Genomic DNA, 25,949 nt, shown 5'->3' with positions numbered 1-25,949 from the left:
ATTCCGTTACTATTGATGCTTGAGCCATTATGCTTGCAAATAGATTTGCAATTTTTAACTATATTTCGACAAAAATCTATAAATACCTTTTAAGTAAAAAGTCCTTTTTTATCACTACAATAACGGACTTCACGGTCTTCGCACAATAATCTATTAACATTTACAAAAAAAATCTGCAATACTTTAAGAACTTGAAACCCAATCACCCTCACAAAGCAGAGTACTGTAAGAATTGGTGAATCAACCGCAAAAAGTAAGCAGATTCTAGTTGCTATATTATTTTAAAAAAATGTTCAAGCACTCTTGAATTATTTCGTCATTTCATTATCAACAAATACTTTTAATTGTTGTAAGCATTGTTTGACTGCACCTTTTTGTTCAAGCACAGCATTTCGTAATGATGATGTTTTCTCTTCATCCCCTACTACTTCACGATAAAGCGCAAAAATTGCCGATAATAATTGTTCATTCTCTTCTTGGTCAATGCTAGGTAAAGAATAGGCAGCAATCGTTAATAATTGCTCAACTTTTTCAGGTGTTTTTTGTAACTCATTGGATGAATAATACGTTGATGCCGCTAAAAAGTAGCATAGCTTTGCACAGCAATCTATAAACAAATGCCAATATGTATTGGCATTTGGTAATTCACCCGCTCTATTGTCTAAATACTCTTTATAAAATGTTGTAGCTTGTGTATATAAAGGATTTAGTTCTCTCATAGCCTTTGGATAATTATTAGATGTATCCAAATAGTCAAATACAATATCATTCATTTTCTCTTGAAGTTTTACAATGTCTAAATGATCACGAATTACTTGAATTTTCATTTTCCCACTCTCCCATATTGTCATTTGTTTTCTAAACGTCATTCCTACTCCCCTAGGCAGTCCTGCACATCCAAACAAACTTTTTTATTATCTATTGGAGTTATTAAAATTATAGCAATAAACTAAATAAAGAAGTGGGTACATGAAAAAAATAAGACAATTTAGTGAATTATTAGCATTTTGAGCACCGAATGCGAACTATTTTGGTAGAATTATATTTTTTGTACATAATCATCAAATAAAGATTGCTCTTTCGTTCGATCAATAATTTCTATAATACTTCCTTGAGCATATTTTTTTATTCTTTTTTGTGGCATATAAAAATAGGCCGTATTTGTAATTAACCACTCACTAAGTGTTAGTTCATTACCTGGCTGTTGATTTGTCAATATACGTTTATGTCGAAGTATATCCGCCATTTTATAAAAACCATCTGATAGCTCGTAGGCCGAAACATCAAAATTAAAAATAGGACTAACAACTTGTCCAACATCAAAAATGTGAATTGTTTGCCCTTCTTCATCAATAGCTAATTCTACTGTACTAATTTCATCGAATAGATTTAAGCCCCTATATTCCATTTGATAGATTTGCTCCATAATAAAACGCCTCCTTTTATAGGTTCTACAGCAAATGTTGAAGGAGTCGTAATATGTCTCTTCCACATAAATTGTATAGATATTCTAATAAATATCGTAGATCCCTTTTTTACAACGTTCCTATTGTAACATAGAAAAAGTAGCTGTCTTCAAACGAGACAGCTACTTCCATAAAATGGCCAATCACCATTACTAAGGGTGATTTCGTTCCACTTTTATTTTATCTAAAAATTATTTAAGCTTATCGAAAAAATTATTGTTAATTTATCGATGAAAGTTTTTGAATTTATCGCCTCACTTAAGCAATTATGCCTCGGCATAATTGCGTCCGAAATCGGCTATTGTGCTTAGGCCAGAAGATGTTTTTTGTGCGAAAGCGCAGTAACTTCTTTCCTATTCAGTGACATCCGCCGGAGGCTTAACTTCTTTCTGCGAATGTTCGGGTACCCGCTGAAAAGTGATTTAGAACAGCATTCTCTCACCACCTAAAGAGGTGGAATACTTCTCTGGACCTGTCGCTACTCTTTCGGTACAAAAACACTTGTAGCTAACGCTTCGCTTTCGCTACAGAAATAATTGCTGAAAGAAGTTATATTTATCGACATAACAGATTTTTCAAAGTTGTATTAGCCTTGTACACGTGTAATTTTTACATCTTTTAAGATTGTATTCACTACCCAGCTGGCAGCAATTAAGCCTGCCACTGAAGGAACAAAGGCATTGGAAGATGGAGGCATTTTTGCTTTACGGATAACTGCATCCGGTTTTCCGACATGCTCTACGACATCTGGACGAACAACAATAGGACTCTCATCTGAGAACACAACCGTTACTCCTTTATGAATACCATCCTTACGTAATTTTGTACGGATTACTTTAGCCAATGGGTCCGTATGCGTTTTGGAAATATCTGCAATTTTAAAACGAGTTGGATCCATTTTATTGGCTGCACCCATGCTAGATATCATCGGAATATTACGCTTTAGACATTCCTTCATAATATGAATTTTATACATCACAGTGTCACTCGCATCAATGACATAATCTATGCCCTGTGCGAAAAATTCCTCATATGTTTCCTCCGTGTAAAACATATGCATATCAATTACTTCACATTCTGGATTAATATCAGCAATACGTTCTTTCATGACACCTGACTTAGATTTTCCGACCGTTGAAAGATAGGCAACTAATTGACGATTAACATTCGTAATATCTACATTATCCTTATCCACTAAAATAATGCGGCCAATACCACTTCGTGCACAAGCCTCAGCAGCAAATGAACCTACACCGCCTACACCAAGAATGGCTACCGTTGTATTTTTTAATTTTTCGAGTCCCTCTGTTCCTATTGCGAGCTCATTACGAGAAAATTGATGTAACATCCTTACACTCTCCGTCTATTGAATTTTTAGTACGCTTTAACTGGCAGTAATATACATTGCCCGTTAAAGCCCGATTGGTGATCATGGATAATACACCCACTAATCACTTTATTAGTAAACCTAGTTAAATACTAAGATAAAATCAAACCTATCTTACATTTTATTACGATATTCATCAAGTAAAAATTATAACTAAAAAAATGAAGTATTCCTACTAAATCAATTATGCCTCGGCATAATCGTTGCTGTCGCTTCGCTTTCGTACAGATAAACAATGCGTCTGGTATTGGCTTTGTGCTTTAGCCTGCGGATGTTTTTTGCGCGAAAGCGTAGCGGTGTGATGCAGGTCAATTAGCCGTTATCACATGAATGCAATGATTTTAGGCTAACATCCTTTAGTAACCCCTTCCCGATTCCGTGACATCCACTAAAAGAAGTTAAAATACTTTTTAAATATGTAAAGTTTGAATTAAGCCACTAAAAATCTAAATGTTTACAGCTTAAAGTAAAAAATTTAGGCAATTGAATAAATCGCCATCCAATTGCCTTTAGTCTCAACACGATCATTCTTGTTCATAATTTTTGGAGAAACATGCCACAAAATCTAAGCCGAGCTGGGCATTTATTTGCTTAAAAGCCGCAATTACCGCCCCACCGATCGGTTGTAAAACTGGTGCCATAAATTGCAATGGTATCTCGTCAGCCTGTGCGAATTGCTGTAATTTCGGTAAAAAATACGCTTCATTATTAAAAACGCCACCCACTAATACGACAGGCACGTCCCCTTCCTCCCAAGTCATATGAGAGTAACATGCTTTAATCGCCACATAATATTTCTTACAAGCATCCTCAATGATCTGAATAGCAACACGATCACCTTCTTCTGCCGCATCAAAAGCATATTTACTTAACGGTGAAATCGCTGTCCGAGGATGCTCTTCTCCATATATACACTCTATTAATTGTGGTACATTTTCTACAGAAAAATAACGCAATATTACATCTGTCAAAGCTGTTGGGTCTCCGCGTCCATCATAGCTTTGAAAAATAGCCTTCAGCACTTGAATACCTAAATCATAGCCACTGCCCTCATCATCAAAAAGATAACCCCAGCCACCAACCCTATGAAAGCGTTGCTCACGATCGTAGCCCATTGTAATTGCGCCTGTCCCTGCAATTTGCACAATACCTGCCTGCCCAAGTGTGCCTGCATAAAGTGCAATTAGAGCATCATTATCAACAATCACATGAGCTGTCTTAGGAACGTATTGACGTACTATCGATTCTACAACTTCTTCAGCCTGTAGCTCCTTAACTCCAGCCATGCCAGCAAAACAACTATCGATAGCAGCAAATACTTGCGGATTTTGTTGTTGCAAATTTTGTAGTATATCATGAATCGTTGACTTAAAAATTTGAATACCCATAGCTGTTGGGTTACTGCGAGTCGTTACTACTCTAGCATAAACATTGCCCAGTTCATCACAAATTACTGCTGACGTTTTCGTTCCACCACCGTCAATCGCTAATACAAACATATCCTTACTCCTTTCTCGTCAATTTCACCTTAGCTATCGCTCAGAAAACAACTGCTTGCTAACGATAAAAAGGGATTAAGCACTATCTACTAATGGCTTAACCCCTTCTTCTAACATCATTTCGTAAAGCCAAATGATGCCCAAGGCTGAATATGTGCTAATAAAAATTGTTCTTCTTCTACAACTCTTGCCACAACATTTGTCGATCCGGCATTCGGCATTTCCTTTAAAACAATTTGGAGCTCACCCTTATAACGTACATCTAAATTATTATCGATTGTCACATCGCCCAATTTTAATAGGTGGGTATCATGTACAAGGAAGTCACCATTTTTATATTTAACACGAGATTGCGTACTACGGATCACATAATCCGAAACATCACCACGATTAAAATGGGGCTCCTTAAAAAGGATGGCTTCTTCTAAAATAGACGTTTCAATTGACTGCTCAACCTTCAGCTCTAGCTTATGGCGATTTAATTGACCTAACGCACGTATTTCTTCCTCAGAAGCATACATATTGCCGATAATACAATCATCTATTAAACCAGTGTGCCATAAATCCTTTGCTTGCACAGTAATTGGAAGATGACGATGCTCTTCTAATGTAGGCAATCCATGCTCCGTTTCTTCCCAAGGTCCGAACATAGCATGCTGTGATGAAATCATGGCTGCTGTACGAATATGATTTGCTTTAAATTTTTGAGATGTTTGTAAAAAATGTTGACGTGATAAACCTGTGAAACGTCTCGGATAAAAATTATGACAGCCAATAATATTATCTTTATTCGGTTGATAGGATACTATATTTTCTACATATTTAGTACCGTTACTAATATTTAATTCTATTTTTAAATTACTTGCATCGAGCGACATAAACGCTTCTTCCTGGCCAGAAAAACCCATATCTAAGCGCAATGCCGCTAAATGATAATGCTCCTTAAAGTAACCGATATCTTTATACGTTAAGCCTAAATCTTCAAAAACAGCTGGTGCAATATCAGCAGAAATTTCAAAGCCAAGCTGCTGCCCAAATTTATTGATTTGTTGTAATTTTTGTCGTTCCTCATCGTTATTTAAGGACATAAGACATGTAAATATTCGATCAAAACCATTGTCATGAGCGAGCTGAACATATCGCTTCATATCGTCTAGTGTACTATGCTGAGGATATAGTGAAATCCCTAATCTTTTCAATTTAAATACCTCCGTTAGCTCACAATTACACTTCTACTTTTTGACTCTCTAATTTTGTAACTTGCTGTTCTTTTTGAGCCTCTGCTTCAGCAGCCCGTAGTTCATTCTGCTTTGCCATGCGGTTGGCCATTGAAATGAACGGTAAATAGATACATACCGCGACTACAATTAAGACAATACTAAGGGCAGCTCCTTGCCAAGATTGAGTTGCTAAGAAACCATTAATAATCGGTGGCGTTGTCCATGGTGGTGACACCGTAGCTGCTGGCACAAAGCCCCACTTCGTTGCAAAGAAAGCAATGGTTACGTTCACCATTGGTGTCAAAATAAACGGTACGAATAATACTGGGTTTAACACAATTGGAAGACCGAAAAGTAATGGTTCATTAATATTAAAAAGACCTGGTGCTGCGGACAGCTTTCCGACGGTATTATATTGCTTATTCTTTCTAGCAAAAATGAAAATGGCGATAATAAGTGCTATTGTCGTACCGGAACCACCCATATTGATGAAGGCATCAAAGAATGGTTTATTGACGATGTATGGCGCTATTTCCCCAGATGAAATTGCTTCAACATTTTTTTCTATAGCTGGTAAATTGATCGTTTGCATAAACGGTTCGATAATGTTAGCACCATGAACACCTAATGTCCATAAAAACGTAGGAATAAATGCTAAAAGTAATGCCGCAACCCATGAATTCGTTAAGCCCATAAACGGCTCTTGAACGGCTGAGTAGAACGAACCGACAATATCAGGAATATCAAAGCCTGCCGAAATAATTGTACGAACTAGAGCAAATAAACCAATTGTAATAATAGCAGGTAATAATGTGGCGAAAGATTTTGAAACAGCCGGTGGTACTCCATTCGGCATTTTAATTAGTAACTTAGGATTGCCAGTCAATTTACAAAATAATTCAGTTGACAACAATGCAATAATAATGGCAATAAATATACCACCTGTACCTGTCGTTAACCCTGTTAATCCACCTTCACCAAAGGTACCGAACGTCAAATAAGTTGAAAAGCTGATTACACCGGCAGAAAGTCCATCCTTGTCGTAACTTTTCGCAAGATGGTAAGCAATTGTAAAGGCTAATAACAAAGATATAATTCCAAATGTTGCTCCCCAAACATTGCCGCCCCACTGTGTCCAAGTTTCATGCTTCCAGATGGCATCGAGCGCATTTTGATAGAATTTGATAGGCAAATTATTAACAAGAACCGCAAGTGACCCAACAATTGTCAATGGCATGATTGTAATAAATCCATCTCGAATGGCAACTAAATGACGCTGATTCCCTACTCTAGCTGCGACTGGTACAAATTTTTCTTCTAAAAAACGGAACATTTCACACACTCCCTTTACGTTTTTATTGTGACATCAAGGCTTGATGCTATTCCCCTTTGATTCGTTCGTACAACTCAATCATTTCAGTTGCTAAATCACGAAACGTGATGGCATTCATTAAATGATCCTGTGCGTGAATTAACAACATTGATACTTCTACTTTTTCTCCCCTTGCTTCTTGTGACAGTAGAGCCGTCTGAGAATGATGCGCTTCAATCAATGCTTCGTTAGCTAACTGTATTTTTTCCTTTGCTTCTTGAATCTGGCCATTTTTTGCTAGCTGGATAGCCTCCATACATTCACTTCTCGTATTACCACTATGCACAATCAGTCCCATAATGGATTCCATCAAAACTGTTTCTTCCATTGTCGCTGCCCCCTTAACCAATCAACTGTAACGCTTGATTTAAAACATTTTCGCCATTCATCATGCCGTAATCCGCCATATTAATGACATCAATCGGAAAATTCATTGCCTTGTATTTTTTTTCAAATGTTCCTTTTAAGTAACGTACTTGTGGACCCAGTAGCAGCACATCCACCGTTTTAGTAGCTAATACTTTGTCAACCTCACCTTCAGCAATCGCATAAATATCTGCCTCAATATTTTGTTCTTGTGCAGCTTTTTGCATCTTTGACACTAATAAACTAGTACTCATTCCCGCCACGCAAACTAGCATAATGTTTTTCATAAAAGCACTCCTTTTCATGATAAGATCGTCTTTTTAACTAACTTTATTTTTATGATTTTTTAACTATGAAATCGCTTTCTTATGATGAGAATAGCATCAATTGGTATATACCACAATATACTTTTTACACCATTTATTCCCTTATAGAAAGACTTTAAAAATTGGGCTATAACTCTGTTACAGACTACAGAATGGATTCACCTTACTGGTATAGTCCAGAAAAAAGTTCAAAAAAATTTAATTTTTCAGAACCAACTACATTCATACCTACTTTTTCAACATTTACACGACTTAAAAGTATTCATAGAATGCGGGTTTATTAGAGGGTAACGCTTGCTGCCAGCGATCAATAATGTCTTCAGCCAATTCTTCATTTGCATACAAGGCAGCATCCTTTACAGAAAGATAGCCCACCATCATCGCTGAAAAAAGATTAATTGGTAATGTTAACATATGCACTTTTGGGCTAGAATTTGTCTCAATTATCGAGACATCTCCACTTTTATTTATTTTATATGCGTGCTCATTCCAGCTACAAAATATATCTTCAATTTGAATATATAACGGCTCCTGAATATCGCCCCACGGATAATGTTGCATGAACATCAAAGCATCTACTATTCTTACCATCACATCCTGAACGACTTCCTTTTTAAACTGTGGTTCTTTAAAATAAAAACCAAATTGATGATTGTTTGAAGTAACTCCTTTAATGTTACTCACACTCGCTGCATGAGACGTTATAAAACGCCAAATCGCTTGTTCTGCTAGTAAATCTTCAGCTATAAAATCATGAATCTCAAACGTTCCATCCTGAATGATATAGCGAATATAACCTGCAATTTTATCATCCTTAAAATATGCCGCAAAATGACTATCAGGCATCCTTCTCTCTATCCTTTTCCACCAAGCATCATCTCGCAGCATACTTCCATTATTGAAAGGCGCCTGTGCATTATGAAAATCCTTAATCGCCTGAAAAAGATCACGATCTGGCCATTCAAAGCTCATACGTTTTACTACGTCCAGCTGCTTCCCGAAAGAAGGAAACAGCAATTGCGGAATGGTGTAACATAGCTTTTCAAAAAATAATTCCCAGCCAAAGTAACGATAAAAGGATACCGAAAATGGTGCTAACACAGATATGCTCTGCCCATTCTCTCGCATTTTCTTCAGGGTTTCTGTCATAAGCTTTTTGATAATACCTTGTTGCCGATACTCAGGATATGTTGCAACAAAACCAATTCCGCCCATCTTATAATTTTCACCATGAATTGTCATATTTAGTGGCAATACGAATAGCTGTCCAACTACTTTTTGTTTATCGTAAGCACCCAATGTTGTGCTATGCTCAATCCAATAGTGAAAATCATCGCGCCGCGCACCCGTATACTTATTAGGAAAACAATAATCTCTTAATTGATGTATTTGTAAATAATCTTTTGGAGGTATTATTTTTATTTCCATACGCTAGATCACCCCTTTTCAGTACTGAATATTCGTACAATTCAAGATAAACTTAATAGATTATTTTTGACATATTCTTCGACCTCTGAGGCCGTAGACAGTAGTAAAATGCGCTCATTATGTGGTGTTAGCTGCTGTTTAGAAAGCTTAGCGAGATGTGCACGAGTCTTTAATATAGAGGAAGCACTCATGGAAAACTCATTTAATCCAAATCCTAGTAAAATCGGTAACGCTATTTCATCTGCAGCCATTTCACCACACATACCTACCCATTTTCCATGATGCTGTGCTGCATCAATGACATTTTTTATCAGTCTTAAAACAGCAGGATGATACGGTTGATATAAATAAGAAACATTTTCGTTCATGCGATCCGCTGCTAACGTGTATTGGATTAAATCATTTGTACCGATTGAGAAAAAATCTACTTCCTTTGCAAATACATCTGCAATGATGGCTGCCGATGGAATTTCAATCATCATTCCTATTTCTAGCTTTTCAGATATAAGGTATCCATCACTCTTCAAACTTTGTTGTTCTTCAAGTAATATTGCCTTCGCCATTTTAAATTCGTCCAATGTAGCAATCATTGGAAACATAATTTTCAAATTGCCGTAAGCGCTTGCTTTTAGTAATGCGCGAATCTGTACACGAAACATTTCTTGTTGAGTTAAACTAATTCGAATTGCTCGATAGCCAAGAAAAGGGTTCATCTCATCAGCAAGCTTTAAATATGGTAGATTTTTATCGCCACCAATATCTAGTGTTCGAACAATCGTTGGCTTGCCTTGCATTTTCTCAAGTACACTTTTATATGCTTGAAACTGCTCTTCCTCAGTTGGTAGCTCCTGTCGTTCCATATATAAAAACTCTGTTCGAAACAGGCCGATACCATCTCCACAAGCATTGATGACCATATCCGCATCTTCAGGGTTTCCTATATTCCCTGCAATTTCTATTGAAAATCCATCCGCACTCAAACTTGGTAATGAACGATAGCGAAGAAGTTCTTCATTCTCTTCATTGTATAAATGTTGTTGCTGCAAATAAAAGCTAGTTATTTCCGATGAAGCGTTGACAAAAATCTTGCCATTTGTCCCATCTAAAATAATGGGTGCTCCATGTTGAATACCTTCCGTGGCATTTTTCGTCCCAACTACCGCTGGAATCTCTAACGTTCGTGCGAGAATGGCAGAATGAGATGTTTTGCCACCAATATCCGTTATAAACCCTTTTACATACGTTGTATCTAGCATCGCAGTCATGGACGGTGTTAAGTCTTTAGCAACGATAATAACATCAGAGGTTAAACGATTCATATCCACCATTTCAACCCCTAACAAATGGGTTAATACCCGTTTAGATACATCTCGAATATCTGCGACTCGCTCCTGCATATAGACATTATCAAGCCCTTCAAACATTGCAATGAACAAATTCGCTACTTCGTTTAATGCAAATTCGGCATTCACCCCAGATTGAATTTTCGCTTCAATAGATGCAAGCATTTCAGGATCTTCTAGCACTAATAGATGTGCCGCAAAAATAGCCGCCTTTTCAGCACCGAATTTCTCTTGAGCTATTTCATGGATTTCTTGTAGCTCCACTTTCGTTTTTACAATAGCTGCCTTAAATCTTTCTAGTTCAGCATGGACATCAGTAATCTTAACTTCTTCAAAAGTTAGATCTGGTTCCTTTAAACAATATGCATTTGCAAAGGCAATGCCTCGAGAAACAGCAATTCCTTGTATTTCTAACATTCCTCACCAATTCCTTTTGAAACCATTACTTCTGTTATTGTTTGAAAAAGCTTCTCGACATCAGATCCCTCTGCTGAAATTTCTACAATGCTTCCAGGTGCTACCCCTTGTGCCATAACGCCCATAATCGATTTTAAATTGACCGATTTCTCTTTATACGTTAACTGAACGTCACACTCAAACGGTGTTACAGCCGTTACCAGTAATGCTGCTGGTCTAGCATGTAGTCCCTCTGGCGCAGTTATTTTAAACATTTTCTTCATCTATATCCCTCCGCATGTCATTTAAAGTTAATACGATGTTGATAACTGGTAATCATAGCCTCGTTATGAGACAAATCAGCGTCAACATTATTACTTTTAAAAACTGGTAATATTTCGTCAGATAAAGCCATACTCTCAATGATTTCACTAAATAATGCATTTAAAATAAATGAACCGATCACTGTAGAGGATGGTGCATACTGTATATCATGGTGATGCAGCAAACCATCTCCTATTGGTATATGCGTATCGATAACTATATCTACTACATCCTCTAAGCGCTGTCCACTTTGATGACGGGTCGGCTGTTCGCAATAGGCAAGAGATTGCAGGGACATGACCAGCACTCCTGTTTTTTTCGCTAAAAAAGCCACATCTAACGGTGCTTGATTTCTTCCGGATGTAGAAATAACAATACAAACATCATTTTCATGAAAATCAAAATGATCTTTATACCGTTCAATGATAGTCGGGTCCTTCTCGTTTTTAGATGATGTCATTGCTCCTGCATGTAAAGTTAAAGGTTCAATAATGATAGGACGTACAGGTACAAGTCCTCCCGCGCGATAAAATGCGTCCTGTGCTAAAAGATGAGAATGGCCACAACCAAATAATTGGACAATTCCTCCGCATTGAAGCCTTTTGACAATTAATTGTGCTGCCTCTTTTATTTGGGCATATTCTTGCTCCCTCACGACCTGCATTAACTTTTGAATTTTCAGAAAATATTCATCCATTGGATCACCTTTTAATTTCACTAATGAATTTGTATCGATCAGCTCGATAAGTACTTCGCACAAGCTCGAACGGAACTCCATCAGATAAATAACTTGTACGTTTAATAATTAACACAGGTGCAGTATGATTAATTTGCAAAAATTTACTATCTTCTTTTGGAACAATAGCTGCCTCCATTTGCTGAATAGCATTTCCAATTTTTTGATGGAATTTTGCTTCGATTAACGCATACAATGACCCCATTATTTTCTTTTCATCTAATTCTGGATATACTTTCACAGGAATATACGTTCTTTCGATTGCCATTGGCTTGGAATCTGCACTACGGATTCGAACAACGAAGAATACCTCTTCGCCCGGCTCTAACATTAAATCTCTAGCAATATCAACTGGTGGTACGATTTTTTCAAAGCGTAAAACTTTACTGCTTGGTTCCATCCCTCTAGCCCGCATATCCTCTGTGAAACTTGTTAATCCTTTTAGTGGTTGTTCTAATTTTGGATTAGCTACATATGTACCTCTCCCTTTTTCACGATACAGTAATCCGCTATTCACTAAATTTGTAATTGATTGACGAACAGTCATTCTACTAACATCAAACTGCATAGAAAGCTCTCGCTCAGAAGGTATATTTTCACCGATTTTGTATTCTTCTAAATAAATACGTTGTTTAATGATTTCCTCTATTTGTATATAGATAGGTATATGAGAATTTTTATCTAACAAGTGTTGCACCATCCTTATCGCCTCTTTACTTTCATTCCTCAAATACAACTTTACCGCGACAAATAGTTTTTTGTACATTTAAATGTTCATCAAGTAATACAAAATCTGCATCATATCCTTCTGCAATATGACCTTTAGTTGCAAGCTGTAATTGCTTAGCAGCATTCGTAGAGGACATTGCGACAATTTCCTGCAATGAGCAATCGGTAACTGCTTTCATATTTTTTACTGCCTGCTCCATCGTTAGCACACTGCCCGCTAAAGCCCCATTAGATAAATGAGCCCCATCCTTAGAAACATGAACGGTTTGACCACCTAAATCATAATCACCATAATGTAAGCCTTTTGCCCGCATCGCATCTGTAATTAAAATAATACCATTCGCTCCTTTCATACGATACGCTAGCTTTACAGCCTGAGGATGGCTATGCACGAAATCAGCTATAATTTCAGTCTTCACCTGATCTTCTAATAGCACTGCACCAACGACACCCGGTTGGCGATGATGGAAAGGGCGCATTTGGTTATATAAATGTGTAGCCTGCCTTACTCCCAATGCTACTGCCTTATCCACTTCCTCAATTGATGCGTCAGAATGGCCAATGGAAGCAATAACATTTAAATCTTTTAACGATTCAATAAACGTAAAGCCTCCCTCTACCTCAGGCGCAATTGTAACTTGTTTAATGCGTTGCTTACTTATTTTCTGCCAGAATGTAAATTGCTCAGCAGACGGTAAAATAATGTATTCTATTGGCTGAGCTCCTGCCCGTTTTTTCGATACATATGGCCCCTCTACATGTATACCTAATAAGCTTGCCTCATCATCATTATTTTCAAATTGAGCAACGTTAGATAAAGCGCTTTCAATTGCTTCTATAGATTGCGTCATTGTAGTTGCAAGGAAGCCCGTAACGCCTTCTTGTACTAAAGAACGTGCCATTTGATGTAATGCTAATTGTGTAGCGTCCATCACATCATGCCCCGCAGAGCCATGTATGTGCATATCAATATAGCCAGGTAGTAGTAACCAATTTTTATCTTTGCCGTCAATATAATGCTCAGCCTGATCAGATAAGTTATGACTTATTTTGATAATTTTACCATTATCAATGAATAAATCGCCCTTAAACGGTGCTTCATCATGATTGACTATCGTAACATTGGAAATTAAAAGTGTATGCTTCAAATAGATCACCCCCTAATCTTTTTTGAGGAGCTTGCTGAAGTTACCAAGCTATCATTCAACTTGGTATAGTTGTCTATACCAATTATATGACACTTTTACAAAAATAAAAAGTATTTTTTATATTTTCTAAATTTTTTAGTTTTATCGCCATAACTTGGGGTTAATTTCTGTTCCGACTGGGCGCTTTGTTGCTGTCGCTGTCGCTTCGCTTTCGCACAGGATAAAACATTGTCGCTGACGCTTCGCTTTCGAGCAAAGCTTCCTGGGGGCGTCCGATGAGACCTACCAATATGTTGAATACGATCAAATTGGATATTCGTTCTATAATCTCGGAACGAACCCGTATAAATTCATTTTTCCATTCATTATCATAGGGCACAATTTTCACTTCATGCATTTTCAAGCCAAGAATCATTGTCATTTGTCCTCTACAATTAACAAATTTGTTCTATTATAAATCATCCTATGCAGTTGTCTTTTTGAATAACCATTTTTTCGCACTAAAAAAGGAGCTAATTTTATGCTCCTCTTTGTGGTTATTTACTATGTATGACGAATCCCGATTGTGCCGTTATGCCAAGAAACATTCGTCTTGAACCCGCAATTCGCAGGGGGGTGCCCGCTTTGCAGCTTTAAACGTCCCGCTCCGCGTGGGGCTTGTTTGCGACTACAAAATGAAGGCTCCCGTTTCTAATGTGTTCGGTCAAAACTGTTAAGTAGAGCTAGCAATTAGACAAACACATCAGGATTCGTATTACAGTAATAATAGCACCTTTTGTCTGATAATTCAATCTATTTTCTTTAAAAAAATCTACATCCTTGCGAAAACGCAAAAAATACCTAGATTCTCAGCAAATTTCGCTAGAGAATCTAGGTATTTAGGAGTATTCATTATCTTTTAAATGTTTTAATTGCTAAATTTAGCTCATTCAATTGTTCTGGAGAAACTTCACTTGGTGCATTTGTTAATAAGCAGCTTGCACTTGCTGTTTTCGGGAATGCAATTGTGTCACGTAAGTTAGTGCGGCCAGCAAGTAGCATTACGAAGCGGTCAAGACCAAATGCTAGACCTCCATGTGGCGGTACACCATATTCAAATGCTTCTAATAAGTAGCCAAATTGAGCTCTTGCTTCTTCTTCTGTGAAACCAAGTAAATTAAACATTTTTTCTTGTAATTCACGTTCATAAATACGTAGTGAGCCTCCACCAAGCTCATAGCCGTTTAATACGATATCGTATGCTTGCGCGCGGACAGCTGAAGGATCAGTTTCCATTAATGGAATATCTTCATCAAATGGACGTGTGAATGGATGGTGCGCTGCATAATAGCGACCGTCTTCTTCAGAGTACTCTAATAATGGCCAATCTGTGATCCATAGGAATGCAAATTCTGATTCGTCGATTAAGCCTAAATCTTGACCTAATTTCGTACGAAGTGCACCTAAAGATGCTGCTACAACAGATGCTTTATCAGCAACGAATACTAAAATGTCGCCCACTTCAGCTTTCATTCGTTCGATTAATGCAGTTGCTAAAGCTTCGTCAAAGAATTTTGCAATCGGTCCGTTTAAGCCTTCTTCCGTTACTTTTAACCAAGCCAGACCTTTTGCTCCGTAAATACCAACGAATTTTGTTAGTTCGTCCATGTCTTTTCGAGAGTATTTGTCTGCCGCGCCTTTAATGTTGATACTCTTTACTTGCTTGCCCTGTGCTACTGTATCAGCAAACACTTTGAAATTACAGCCATCAAAAATATCATTTAAAGCAACTAGTTCTAAGCCGAAACGTACGTCAGGTTTATCTGAGCCGTAACGATCCATAGCTTCTTGATATTTCATGCGTTGGAATGGAGCAGGGATATCAATACCTTTTACTTCTTTCATAACTGCTTGGATTAAGCGTTCGTTCATTTCAATAATTTCTTCTTGCGTTAAAAAGCTTGTTTCAATATCAACTTGTGTAAACTCTGGTTGACGGTCAGCACGTAAGTCTTCATCACGGAAACAACGTGCGATTTGGAAGTATTTTTCGAAACCAGACACCATTAATAATTGTTTAAATAGCTGTGGTGATTGTGGTAGTGCATAAAATTCACCTTCATGAACACGTGATGGTACTAAATAGTCACGAGCTCCTTCTGGAGATGATTTAGTTAAAATTGGTGTCTCTACTTCTAAGAAGCCTTCGTTTTGTAAGAAGTTACGAATTGTACGAGTAACGTCTGAACGCATTTTGAAAGTGTCAAACATCACAGGACGACGCAAGTCAAGATAACGATATTTCAAACGTAAATCTTCGGATACATCTGTGCGATCTTCGATTTGGAATGGTGTTGTTTTTGCCGTATTAATAACGACTAATTTTGTTGCTTCTACTTCAATTTTGCCGTTTGGTACATTTGGGTTAATTTGATCTTCTGCGCGAAGAATAACTGTCCCTTCTACTTCAATTACGTACTCACTACGCACTTTATCGGCTAGAGCATGTGCTTCTGCAACATCAGGACTAAATACTACCTGAGTGATTCCAGTACGATCACGTAAATCAATGAAAATTAAACCACCTAAGTCGCGACGACGTTGTACCCAACCTTTTAGTACGACTTTTTCGCCTTTTAATGCTTCTGAAAGTTCATTACTAGCATGTGTTCTTGTTGCCATTATTTAATTCCTCCAAAATTTATTTGGCTCATCACCATAACTTAGGGTTGATTTATCCACATGACATACGTTTTCATAAAATGTCATCCCCCATTTTCGGTGATGAACCGTTAGTTTTACTTATGTAGCATACAGTTCCTACTAAGTAGTGAATGGATGCCAAGGAAAATTAGCAGTTCATTAGATGAATTATCTGTCCAAATGACGAACAGATAATCCTGTATTGATTTATAAACGATTTATGTTTTAACAGATTCGCTTATTGTTTTAATAGATAGTTCACTAACTCTGAGAACGCTACTTTTTGTTGTTCACCTGATTCCATATGTTTAACAGTAGCTACTTGCTCTTCAAGCTCCGTTTCGCCTAAAACAATCGTATATTTTGCACCTAAACGGTCTGCTGATTTCATTTGAGCTTTCATTTTGCGATCTAAATAATCCATTTCTGTGGAAATGCCCTTAGCACGGAAGGTACTTGTTAATTCCACAGTTTTTAGCTTCGCTTCTTCGTCCATAGCAATCATATACACGTCGAGTCCTGATGCTGTGTCTAATTCAACACCTTCAGCTTCAAGCGCAAGTAACAAACGCTCAATACTTAATGCGAAACCGATGCCTGGTACTTCCGGTCCACCAATTTCTTGCACAAGGCCATTATAGCGACCCCCACCACAAAGTGTAGTAATTGCTCCAAAGCCAGAAGCCGTTGACATAATTTCAAAAGTCGTATGATTGTAATAATCAAGACCTCTTACAAGATTTGGATCGACCTCATACGAAATTCCTAATGCATCTAAAAATGTTTTAACTTGAGCGAAATAAGCTGCTGACTCCTCTGTTAGGAAATCAGTTAATGCAGGTGCAGATTGCATCAATGGGTGCTCACGGTCTACCTTACAGTCTAAAATACGCAGTGGATTTTTTTGTAAACGATTTTGGCAGTCTGAACAAAACTCATGAATATGTGGTTCGAAGTGTTGTAACAGTGCTGTACGGTGTGTATCACGTGTTTCTTTGTCACCAAGTGAATTAATGACTAATTTTAAATCCTTTAAACCTGCTGATTCATAGACATCCATTGCTAGTGCAATAACTTCTGCATCAATCGCTGGGTCAGCTGAACCAATTGCTTCTACTCCAAATTGAACAAATTGACGGTAGCGCCCTGCTTGTTGACGTTCATAACGGAACATTGGTCCTAAATATGAAAGCTTTACTGGTTGATCAGGTGCACCAAACATTTTATGCTCAACATAAGCACGAACTACACCAGCTGTATTCTCCGGACGTAATGTTAACGAACGGCCACCGCGATCTTCAAAAGTATACATTTCTTTTTGAACAACATCTGTTGTTTCACCGACACCACGTGCAAATAAATCTGTTTGCTCAAAAATTGGTGTGCGAATTTCATTGTAGCGATAGACACGACAGATATCACGGATAACCGCTTCTATCTTTTGCCATTTTTCTGATTGACCAGGCAAAATATCTTGTGTCCCTCGTGGCACTTTAAAACTCATAGAAAAACCTCCTTTATAAATTGCTTATGAGCAAGCTGTCTTCTGGACTTCCCTCGTTTTTTGTCCACAAAAAAAGCCCTCGCCTCCTTGCGTTTTGCAAGGGACGAGAGCTGTACAAGCTTCCGCGGTTCCACCCTAGTTGACGCATCAAATTCATGCGTCCTCCTCCTAATCGGATAACGGCCGATTCCGTTTTTTCCTACTAAGCATTACTTTTCAGAAAAAAGCCTCTCAAGTGTTATTCACAATATACTTTTTTGTAGGAAAGATTTCAGCCTAGGTCTTTCCCTCTCTTCTCCAATAGAGGTATATGCTACTTGCTTGGTCATAAGCGGTTAATCATTTTTTGATTACCCTTTATGTTAGTCACAACAAAAGGCAATGTCAACTGTTTTTATTTTTTTTACAATACATTCGATAAAATAACAAATTCCATTACCTTTTTCCCACGAATTCTATTACTAAAGCATGGTAAAATAGCACAAGATAGGAGGAATCTGATGAGGACAAAACTTTTAAATATTAGTATCATCTTCGTACTAGTGTTAATGATCGCGATTCCAAGTATGAATAATATTCAAAGAGCACTAGCAGACACCAGTGATTTAAAAGTAACTGGAACGATTCTTCATTTACGTGAGGGACCTGGACTGTCTTATCCAATCATTACGACATTAGATGAGGGTGATTCGCTAACTTCTATTAGTCGTGAGGGTGACTGGATTCAAGTAAAAGCAGGCGATTACGAAGGCTGGGTAGCATCTTGGCTAACAGCTTCAATAAATGATAAACAAACGGTTGATAAAACGTTGATTTCACAAGTCGATCGTCTAAATATTCGTACTGAGCCTGACATATCTTCAGCAGTTCTTGGACAATTATCAATAGGCAGCCAAGCTAAACTCATTGAAAAAAATGGCGAATGGGCAAAAATAGATTGGAACGGACTAGTTGGGTGGGTATCTACTGACTATGTTACAATCAATGACCTACCTGAAAAAAAGGTTACGGCTGAGGCTGATGAACCTAAAGTTGAGGTATCTACAAAAAAAATCAACAAAGATACAACATTTACAGTTTTAGTGGATTCACTTAATGTGCGCCAAAATCACGACTTAAATGCTAAAAAAATAGGAACAGCTTCAAATGGACAAACCTTTAAAGTGCTGGCTCAAGAACATAACTGGGTAAAAATTCAATATAACGATAATAAAGCAGGTTGGGTTTATAGCTTTTATGGTACTTTTTCAAATAAAGAAAAAACGACATCAAAATCTGCTTCTTCTTCCTCAGAGCTTGAATCTGTCACAATCATTTATAATGGGACAAACCTACGGACAGATTCAACAACAACTGCTGATGTTGTTGCACGTGTAGATGCTGGTGAAACCTACCCTATTGTAGGTGCTAAAAATGATTTTTATGAAATACAAGTAGATGACAAAACTGCATTTGTAGCGAACTGGGTCGTTACTACTACTTCGTCGAGCAAAGCTACTACTGCTATAAAAAAAGATAAATCTGAACCACGCAAGAAAGGTACTTTAAATGGGCTAACGATTGTCGTAGATGCTGGACATGGAGGAAATGATCACGGCACTACCGGACAACGAGGCACAAATGAGAAGGAAGTTACATTGAAAACGGCATCTCTTCTTGCTTCAAAGTTGAGTGCTGCTGGGGCAAATGTTGTCATGACTAGAGAATCTGATGAATATGTTGCACTCCGTAAACGCGTATCAATTGCGCACCAGTATGAGGCAGATGCTTTTATCAGTATTCATTATGATGCAACAGACGATAGCTCCATTAATGGCTTCACCTCATATTATATGAACAGTAATCAACAAGGTCTTGCAGAGGCAATAAATAAAGGACTTTCCCATAAAATCGATTTAAAGAATCGTGGTACCCAACAAGGAAATTATTTAGTTCTACGAGAAAATCGTCAACAAGCTGCCCTCATTGAGCTAGGCTACTTAAGTAATGGTAGTGAGGAACGTGTTATTACAAACGCTAAATTCCGTGAACAAGCTACTCTCGGTATCTACCAAGGTATTTTAAATTACTTTAACGGAGATCAATAAAAATCCATTATACCTCTGCATAATGGGTTGATAAATTAATAATAAGCTGCAAAGGACAGTAGACTAGTACTTCCCTTGCAGCTTATTTATTTTTTACTAGTTCATTAAGGGATTGTTTTATATAACTCTTCCTCGATAGAAGTTATTAGCCATGGAACTGAATCAATTCTAAGTTATGGTATTTGGTGTTTACCTTCAGTACTCACTGTCAAGTACTTACACTTGCTAAAACGAAAAAAGGCCTCCAACTCACATTCTAAGTGTATAGAGGTCCTTTATGCGCTTATTTTTTCATTGTTGCTAGCGTAACCCATACAATTTCCTTCATACTAATGAATAATGGCGTACGGTTAGCCTCTAAAACAATATCATCAGGTAATACAGAGATTAATTTTCCTTGCTGAATATTATTTTTCTTAGTTTGCACTACAATTGCCTGACCAATCATCATATTAAGAGTTTCATATAAATATGGATTTGATATGCTTCCTATTTGCGTCATCCTTAATACACTTCCTTCCTACAAAACTAACCATACTATTTAATGTATGAAGGAATCATAGGAAATGTACCATTTATTTAGATTCAAGAAGTATGGTGATAGGGCCATCATTTGTCAGCGCCACATCCATCATCGCACCAAATATTCCTTTTTCTACATGTAAACTGTGTTCACATAAGGCATTATTAAAAGCATCCCATAACGGTTCTGCAACTTCTGGTCTTGCGGCACTTGTAAAACTTGGACGATTCCCCTTTTTCGCATCTCCATACAATGTAAATTGTGAGACGGATAGAATAGCCCCTCCATGCTCTAAAATAGAATGATTCATTTTTCCATCAGCATCTTCCCAAAGGCGGAGATTTGCTACTTTTTTCGCTAAATATTCAACATCCTCTTGCGTGTCCTCGTGTGTAATGCCAACCAGAAGAACATAACCGCTATCAATAGCTCCCGTTACTTTTCCGTCAACCGTAACAGAGGCTGCTTTACTACGTTGTAAAACTACTTTCATTTTTTAAAACCTCAATTCTCCTATTGTATGCACCAGAAGTTCCATTTTCGGTACATAACAAAGTTGCTTCTGCCCAACCATCCAATTAGTTAATAACACGTTGTACTGAATATATATCAGGTGTTTGCTTAATACGTTCCACTACTTTATGCAAATGCGAAATATTTGAAATCGAAATCGTTAAATGAATCGTTGCCATTTTATCACGATCTGCACGACCACTCACTGCTAAAATATTCGTTTTCGTTTCGCTAACAATTTGCATGATTTCATTTAAAATTCCTGGTCTATCGAAGGCTGAAACTTCAATATCGACAGGGTATTCTTTTTTCTCTGGAGTAAGTCCATGTTCCCATTCAACTTCTATTAAGCGCTCCTGCTCATCATCAACTTGAATATTTGGACAGTCCGCACGGTGTACTGAAACACCTCTTCCTTTCGTAATGAAGCCTACAATTTCATCTCCAGGAACTGGCGTACAACAACGTGAAAGTCGAATAAGCATATTGTCGATATCTTTTACGATAACACCCGATTCTGTCCGTTTTTGTGGAATAGGGTTTTTCATTTTTTGTTCAATTTTCTCTAGCGCTTCTTCCTGTTCACGCTCTTTGCGACGTTTTTCAGCTAGGCGATTTACAACTTGCTGAGCTGTAATTCCATTCATGCCAACAGCTGCATATAAATCTTCTTCATTTGTATAGTTGAATTTTTCACAAACTCGCTTCAAATTGTCTGCTGACATTGTTTCTTTTACATCAAAACCTTGAGCACGGATTTCCTTTTCTATCATCTCTTTACCTTTGATGATATTTTCCTCACGAAGATGACGTTTGAAAAACTGCTTTATTTTATTTTTCGCCTGTGAGGATTGGGCTATTTTCAGCCAATCGCGACTCGGACCAAATGATTGCTTAGACGTTAAAATTTCAATAATATCTCCCGTTTTTAACGGTGTATCAAGTGGCACCATTTTACCATTAATTTTCGCGCCAATTGTACGATTTCCAACTTCTGAATGCACACGGTATGCGAAGTCGATAGGTACAGAGCCTGCTGGTAATTCAATGACATCTCCTTCCGGTGTGAAGACATAGACCATATCAGAGAATAAATCAAATTTTAAAGATTCCATAAACTCTTCAGCATTAGAAGATTCATTTTGGAATTCTAAAATTTCTCGGAACCACGTTAATTTTTGGTCGACATTTTGTTTTTCATTATCAACTTTTTTACCTTCTTTATACGCCCAATGCGCTGCAATCCCGTACTCGGCAATTTTATGCATTTCCTTCGTACGAATTTGAACTTCTAGCGGGTCACCATAAGGACCAATTACTGTTGTATGCAGGGATTGATATAGGTTTTGTTTTGGCATTGCAATATAATCTTTAAAACGTCCTGGCATTGGCTTCCATAATGTATGCACAATCCCAAGTACGGCATAGCAATCTTTAATACTATCGACAAGTACACGAATGGCTAATAAATCATAAATCTCGTTGAATTGTTTCTTTTGTAACACCATCTTACGATAAATACTGTAAATATGTTTTGGGCGACCATAAACATCTGCTTCAATTTCAACATCTGTAAGCTGTGACTTCATCTCACCCATTACATTATCTAAATATGCCTCACGCTCATCACGTTTTTTCTTCATAAGACTGACAATGCGATAATATTGCTGTGGATTTAAATAACGAAGTGCCGTATCCTCAAGCTCCCATTTAACAGTCGAAATTCCAAGACGATGCGCAAGTGGTGCAAAAATTTCAAGCGTTTCTTTAGAAATACGGCGTTGTTTTTCGGCAGGTAAATGCTTTAACGTGCGCATATTATGTAGGCGGTCTGCCAGTTTAATCAAAATGACACGAATATCCTGCGCCATAGCTACAAACATTTTTCGATGATTTTCTGCTTGTTGCGCTTCTTTAGATAAATATTTAATTTTCCCTAGCTTTGTTACACCGTCTACAAGCACCGCAACCTCTTCGCCGAATTCACGAACCAAATCGTCACGCGTAAAATCCGTATCCTCGACAACATCATGTAAAAAACCAGCCGCAACTGTTGCAGGATCCATTTGCAATTCAGCTAAAATACCAGCTACTTGCACAGGATGAATAATATACGGCTCACCTGAGCTTCGGAATTGCTCAATATGGGCATCCCTTGCTAATTCATATGCTTTTTTCACGAATGCGACATTTTCCTCATTCATGTAGGATTTGACTAACTCAAAAACGTCCTCGGGAGTCAAAATTTGCTCTTTCGCCATAACATGTCCACCTTGCTCGTCAAATTTTTCAGATTAGATATAAACTTAATTGTATAAAATATTATGGGCTATTGTAAAGTAACTGTGTCATTTTGTTTAGTTATTCTCGTGAACAATGTGAGAAATGGGAAATATATTCTAGGAAATGAATAAAAAGACCCTTTGCGAATGCAATATTCCGCAAAGGGTCTCTTTCTATATCCGTAGTTATTTAGCTTAACTTATTATACGCTACAGCAATTTTTGACCCAACTATCGCATTATTTTTTACTAATGCAATATTGGCATCAAGGCTTTTACCTTCTGTTAATTCTTTAACTTTTCCAAGTAAGAATGGTGTCACGTTTTTACCGTGAATACCGTTTTCTTCTGCTTCTACTAAAGCTTTTTCAATGATTCCTGTAATGAATGAATTCTCAAGCGCTTCAGTCTCTGGAATTGGATTAGCAATGACAGCTCCACCTTTTAAGCCTAATTGCCATTTGGCACGTAGCATTTCTGCCACTTCCTCTGGCGTATCAATCTTGAAGTTTACATCAAAACCACTTTGGCGTGTATAGAATGCTGGTAGCTCATCTGTACCGTATCCAACAACTGGTACACCTTTTGTTTCAAGATATTCTAAAGTTAAACCAATATCTAAAATTGACTTAGCACCCGCACAAATTACAGCAACATTTGTTTGAGCTAATTCTTCTAAATCTGCTGAAATATCCATTGTTGTTTCTGCACCACGGTGTACGCCACCGATACCGCCAGTTACAAAAATTTCAATATTAGCTAGCTCAGCACAGATCATTGTTGCTGCTACAGTTGTCGCTCCTAATTTTTTTGTTGCTAAAAGATAGCCTAAGTCACGACGAGATGCTTTTGCTACGCCTTGAGCATTACCAAACATTTCAAGTTCTTCATCTGATAAACCAATTTTAATTTTACCATCGATTAAAGCAATTGTTGCTGGTACTGCACCATTATCACGAACAATTTGTTCTACTTCACGTGCTGTTTGAACATTTTGTGGATATGGCATTCCGTGAGAAATAATTGTTGATTCTAATGCTACGATTGGTAAGCCTTTTGCTTGTCCTGCTTTTACTTCTTCTGATAATACGATGAATTCTTTCATGTTGTTATTCCTCCATTTCATTGTTTAACAAATCAACTGATAGCTCTGGTCTTACTGTATATGGGGATGCAAGCGTATTTTTGGCATTCATTAAGCCTGCATCAATACATGTTGCAAAGGATTGCCCAGTAAGCCAGCTGTGGATTACAGCACTTACAAAGGCGTCCCCGGCACCTGTTACATCTTCAATTTTTTCTATAGCTTTCGCCGCGTAATGACTTGGCTTCGTTGTAACGGAAGCTGCATACACACCCTTGCTACCCGCTGTAATAATTACCTGGTCAGCACCTAATGTAAGAAGTTGCTGTAAAGCCTTTTCATAATGCACAGAGTTTTCGATTTTATGACCAACAATCGTCTCTGCTTCATCTGTGTTACAAATAAACCATGTTACACCTTGCAACGTATCAGGTAATCGATTCATTTTTGGCGAAGATACCGGTACGATGACAAACGGAATGTCTCGGGCAATTGCAACCTGCTGTATGTAAGCCACTGTTTCCTTTGGACAGTTCAAGTCCATAATAAAGCAGCCTGCGTTCATGAGCATTGCCTCATGTTTTTTTAGCAAACTTGGCAATAAAAGATCATATACTTCCATATTTGCTACCGCTAATGCTAGCTCGCCCTGCTCATCCATAATCGCAGTATAGGAACCAGTTGAAGCGTCTGGTAACTGCTCCACATAACGTAAATTCATAAATGGCTCTGAAGCTTCTTGGATCACTTGCCAATCAGCATCTTTGCCGGCAGTAGTCAGCAATGTTACTTGATGATTTAATCTGCCTAAGTTTTCAGCAATGTTTCGTCCTACACCACCTACACTAAATGAAGAGCTTACAGGATTGGATGTACCGAACTGGACATTCCCCTTCACATGAAATTTTCGGTCAAGATTGGCTCCACCGATACAAATGATTTCATTTTCCTCAGGCAAAATATACGCACGGCCTACAATTTTCCCCTGTTTCGTCAAGCTCGATACTAAATTAGCAAGGACTGGTCGAGACAGATTCATCTTATCGGCCATCTCTTGTTGAGACATAAACGGATTCTGGCGAATTAATGCAAGGACCGCCTGTTCCCTTTCATTCATAGCATCACCTTTTGTTATATTTGTTTATATTATAAACTTTTGTTTAGTCAGTGTCAAAAATTTTTTTAATGAAAAAAATTGAAACCAATATGATATTGGCTTCAACTTTTTAGTGATAACTATTGCCTCAATGGAATTAAGGTGTCATGTATAGAAGGGGTGCGAAAGCGAAGTGTAACGTAGCAACAGCAACAAATGTTTTCTGTGTGTGAAATCAATAGCGGCGGAAATTCGGGATTTGCGGCGTTCTTTTCTTGGTTAGCGGCGCAATTTTATGGTTTAGCGGCGTTCTTCCTTCGGTTAGCGGCGCAACTTTATGCTTTAGCGGCGTTCTTCCTTCGGTTAGCGGCGCAACTTTATGCTTTAGCGGCGTTCTTCCTTCGGTTAGCGGCGCAACTTTATGCTTTAGCGGCGTTA

At 37.7% G+C, this 25,949-nt stretch carries 23 protein-coding genes, 1 other RNA gene and 1 other annotated feature; of the genes, 1 reads left to right on the top strand and 23 read right to left on the bottom strand.

The annotated features are described in order from the left end of the window. Window positions 1-308: 308 nt before the first annotated feature. From ACIPKN_RS02400 to hisS, 17 genes are all read right to left on the bottom strand, one after another. Window positions 309-827 (bottom strand): hypothetical protein, encoded by a 519-nt coding sequence (locus ACIPKN_RS02400; RefSeq protein WP_400933020.1) that lies wholly within the window; start codon window positions 825-827, stop codon window positions 309-311. Between the two features lie 212 nt (window positions 828-1,039). Further along, the gene (locus ACIPKN_RS02395; protein WP_142508964.1) at window positions 1,040-1,426 is read right to left on the bottom strand and encodes a hypothetical protein; all 387 of its coding nucleotides are present in this window, start codon (window positions 1,424-1,426) and stop codon (window positions 1,040-1,042) included. A 626-nt stretch (window positions 1,427-2,052) separates the two neighbouring features. Beyond that, the gene (locus tag ACIPKN_RS02390; protein WP_400933018.1) at window positions 2,053-2,814 is read right to left on the bottom strand and encodes a tRNA threonylcarbamoyladenosine dehydratase; all 762 of its coding nucleotides are present in this window, start codon (window positions 2,812-2,814) and stop codon (window positions 2,053-2,055) included. Between the two features lie 563 nt (window positions 2,815-3,377). Further along, on the bottom strand, window positions 3,378-4,352 hold the full coding sequence (locus ACIPKN_RS02385; RefSeq protein ID WP_400933016.1) for an N-acetylglucosamine kinase: 975 nt from the start codon (window positions 4,350-4,352) through the stop codon (window positions 3,378-3,380). Between the two features lie 116 nt (window positions 4,353-4,468). Next, entirely contained in the window at window positions 4,469-5,551 is a 1,083-nt protein-coding gene (locus tag ACIPKN_RS02380; protein WP_400933014.1) for a DUF871 domain-containing protein, read from the bottom strand. Window positions 5,552-5,576: 25 nt separating this feature from the next. Next, window positions 5,577-6,905: a PTS sugar transporter subunit IIC gene (locus ACIPKN_RS02375; RefSeq protein WP_400933012.1), complete on the bottom strand. Its 1,329-nt coding sequence runs from the start codon at window positions 6,903-6,905 to the stop codon at window positions 5,577-5,579. A 46-nt stretch (window positions 6,906-6,951) separates the two neighbouring features. Continuing rightward, window positions 6,952-7,272: a PTS lactose/cellobiose transporter subunit IIA gene (locus ACIPKN_RS02370; protein WP_400933010.1), complete on the bottom strand. Its 321-nt coding sequence runs from the start codon at window positions 7,270-7,272 to the stop codon at window positions 6,952-6,954. A gap of 13 nt (window positions 7,273-7,285) precedes the next feature. After that, window positions 7,286-7,597, bottom strand: a complete 312-nt coding sequence (locus ACIPKN_RS02365; RefSeq protein WP_132356945.1) for a PTS sugar transporter subunit IIB — start codon at window positions 7,595-7,597, stop codon at window positions 7,286-7,288. Window positions 7,598-7,888: 291 nt separating this feature from the next. Further along, window positions 7,889-9,064, bottom strand: a complete 1,176-nt coding sequence (locus tag ACIPKN_RS02360; protein WP_400933007.1) for a GNAT family N-acetyltransferase — start codon at window positions 9,062-9,064, stop codon at window positions 7,889-7,891. Window positions 9,065-9,105: 41 nt separating this feature from the next. Continuing rightward, complete coding sequence (gene ptsP, locus ACIPKN_RS02355) at window positions 9,106-10,824, bottom strand: phosphoenolpyruvate--protein phosphotransferase (protein ID WP_400933005.1); 1,719 nt, start codon at window positions 10,822-10,824, stop codon at window positions 9,106-9,108. Further along, window positions 10,818-11,087 (bottom strand): HPr family phosphocarrier protein, encoded by a 270-nt coding sequence (locus ACIPKN_RS02350; RefSeq protein ID WP_132356948.1) that lies wholly within the window; start codon window positions 11,085-11,087, stop codon window positions 10,818-10,820. Before ACIPKN_RS02350 ends, ptsP begins: the two co-directional genes overlap by 7 nt. A 17-nt stretch (window positions 11,088-11,104) precedes the next feature. Beyond that, entirely contained in the window at window positions 11,105-11,824 is a 720-nt protein-coding gene (locus tag ACIPKN_RS02345; protein WP_427495688.1) for a sugar isomerase domain-containing protein, read from the bottom strand. 4 nt (window positions 11,825-11,828) lie between these two features. Next, window positions 11,829-12,551, bottom strand: coding sequence for a GntR family transcriptional regulator (locus tag ACIPKN_RS02340; RefSeq protein WP_400933181.1), 723 nt, complete (start codon window positions 12,549-12,551; stop codon window positions 11,829-11,831). 31 nt (window positions 12,552-12,582) lie between these two features. Then, on the bottom strand, window positions 12,583-13,740 hold the full coding sequence (gene nagA, locus ACIPKN_RS02335; RefSeq protein ID WP_400933001.1) for an N-acetylglucosamine-6-phosphate deacetylase: 1,158 nt from the start codon (window positions 13,738-13,740) through the stop codon (window positions 12,583-12,585). Between the two features lie 552 nt (window positions 13,741-14,292). Next, window positions 14,293-14,492, bottom strand: a non-coding RNA gene (ssrS, locus tag ACIPKN_RS02330) — 6S RNA. Between the two features lie 139 nt (window positions 14,493-14,631). Continuing rightward, window positions 14,632-16,401, bottom strand: coding sequence for an aspartate--tRNA ligase (gene aspS, locus ACIPKN_RS02325; RefSeq protein WP_400933000.1), 1,770 nt, complete (start codon window positions 16,399-16,401; stop codon window positions 14,632-14,634). A 259-nt stretch (window positions 16,402-16,660) separates the two neighbouring features. Continuing rightward, on the bottom strand, window positions 16,661-17,926 hold the full coding sequence (gene hisS / locus ACIPKN_RS02320; RefSeq protein WP_400932999.1) for a histidine--tRNA ligase: 1,266 nt from the start codon (window positions 17,924-17,926) through the stop codon (window positions 16,661-16,663). A gap of 96 nt (window positions 17,927-18,022) precedes the next feature. Next, window positions 18,023-18,264: a binding site (T-box leader), on the bottom strand. A 162-nt stretch (window positions 18,265-18,426) separates the two neighbouring features. Here hisS and ACIPKN_RS02315 point away from each other — a divergent pair. Next, entirely contained in the window at window positions 18,427-20,013 is a 1,587-nt protein-coding gene (locus tag ACIPKN_RS02315; protein WP_400932997.1) for an N-acetylmuramoyl-L-alanine amidase family protein, read from the top strand. Window positions 20,014-20,296: 283 nt separating this feature from the next. On the opposite strand, the gene ACIPKN_RS02310 is transcribed toward ACIPKN_RS02315, so the two are convergent. The 6 genes from ACIPKN_RS02310 to ACIPKN_RS02285 form a co-directional block, all read right to left on the bottom strand. Further along, window positions 20,297-20,515 (bottom strand): DUF2642 domain-containing protein, encoded by a 219-nt coding sequence (locus ACIPKN_RS02310; protein ID WP_400932995.1) that lies wholly within the window; start codon window positions 20,513-20,515, stop codon window positions 20,297-20,299. A gap of 73 nt (window positions 20,516-20,588) precedes the next feature. After that, a complete protein-coding gene (dtd, locus tag ACIPKN_RS02305; protein WP_400932993.1) occupies window positions 20,589-21,029 on the bottom strand; it encodes a D-aminoacyl-tRNA deacylase in 441 nt (146 codons plus the stop codon). 85 nt (window positions 21,030-21,114) lie between these two features. After that, complete coding sequence (locus tag ACIPKN_RS02300) at window positions 21,115-23,310, bottom strand: RelA/SpoT family protein (protein WP_400932991.1); 2,196 nt, start codon at window positions 23,308-23,310, stop codon at window positions 21,115-21,117. Between the two features lie 211 nt (window positions 23,311-23,521). Then, window positions 23,522-24,436: a pseudouridine-5'-phosphate glycosidase gene (locus ACIPKN_RS02295; protein WP_142508978.1), complete on the bottom strand. Its 915-nt coding sequence runs from the start codon at window positions 24,434-24,436 to the stop codon at window positions 23,522-23,524. 4 nt (window positions 24,437-24,440) lie between these two features. Next, window positions 24,441-25,532 (bottom strand): carbohydrate kinase, encoded by a 1,092-nt coding sequence (locus ACIPKN_RS02290; RefSeq protein WP_400932988.1) that lies wholly within the window; start codon window positions 25,530-25,532, stop codon window positions 24,441-24,443. Window positions 25,533-25,746: 214 nt separating this feature from the next. Next, on the bottom strand, window positions 25,747-25,949 hold a 203-nt coding region (locus ACIPKN_RS02285), incomplete at its 5' end, for a hypothetical protein (protein WP_400932986.1).

The sequence above is a fragment of the Lysinibacillus sp. NPDC086135 genome, from assembly GCF_044746345.1.
Lineage (GTDB): Bacteria > Bacillota > Bacilli > Bacillales_A > Planococcaceae > Lysinibacillus.
The sequence above is the reverse complement of the archived record's forward strand: the minus strand, read 5'-3'. Positions and strand labels throughout refer to the sequence as shown.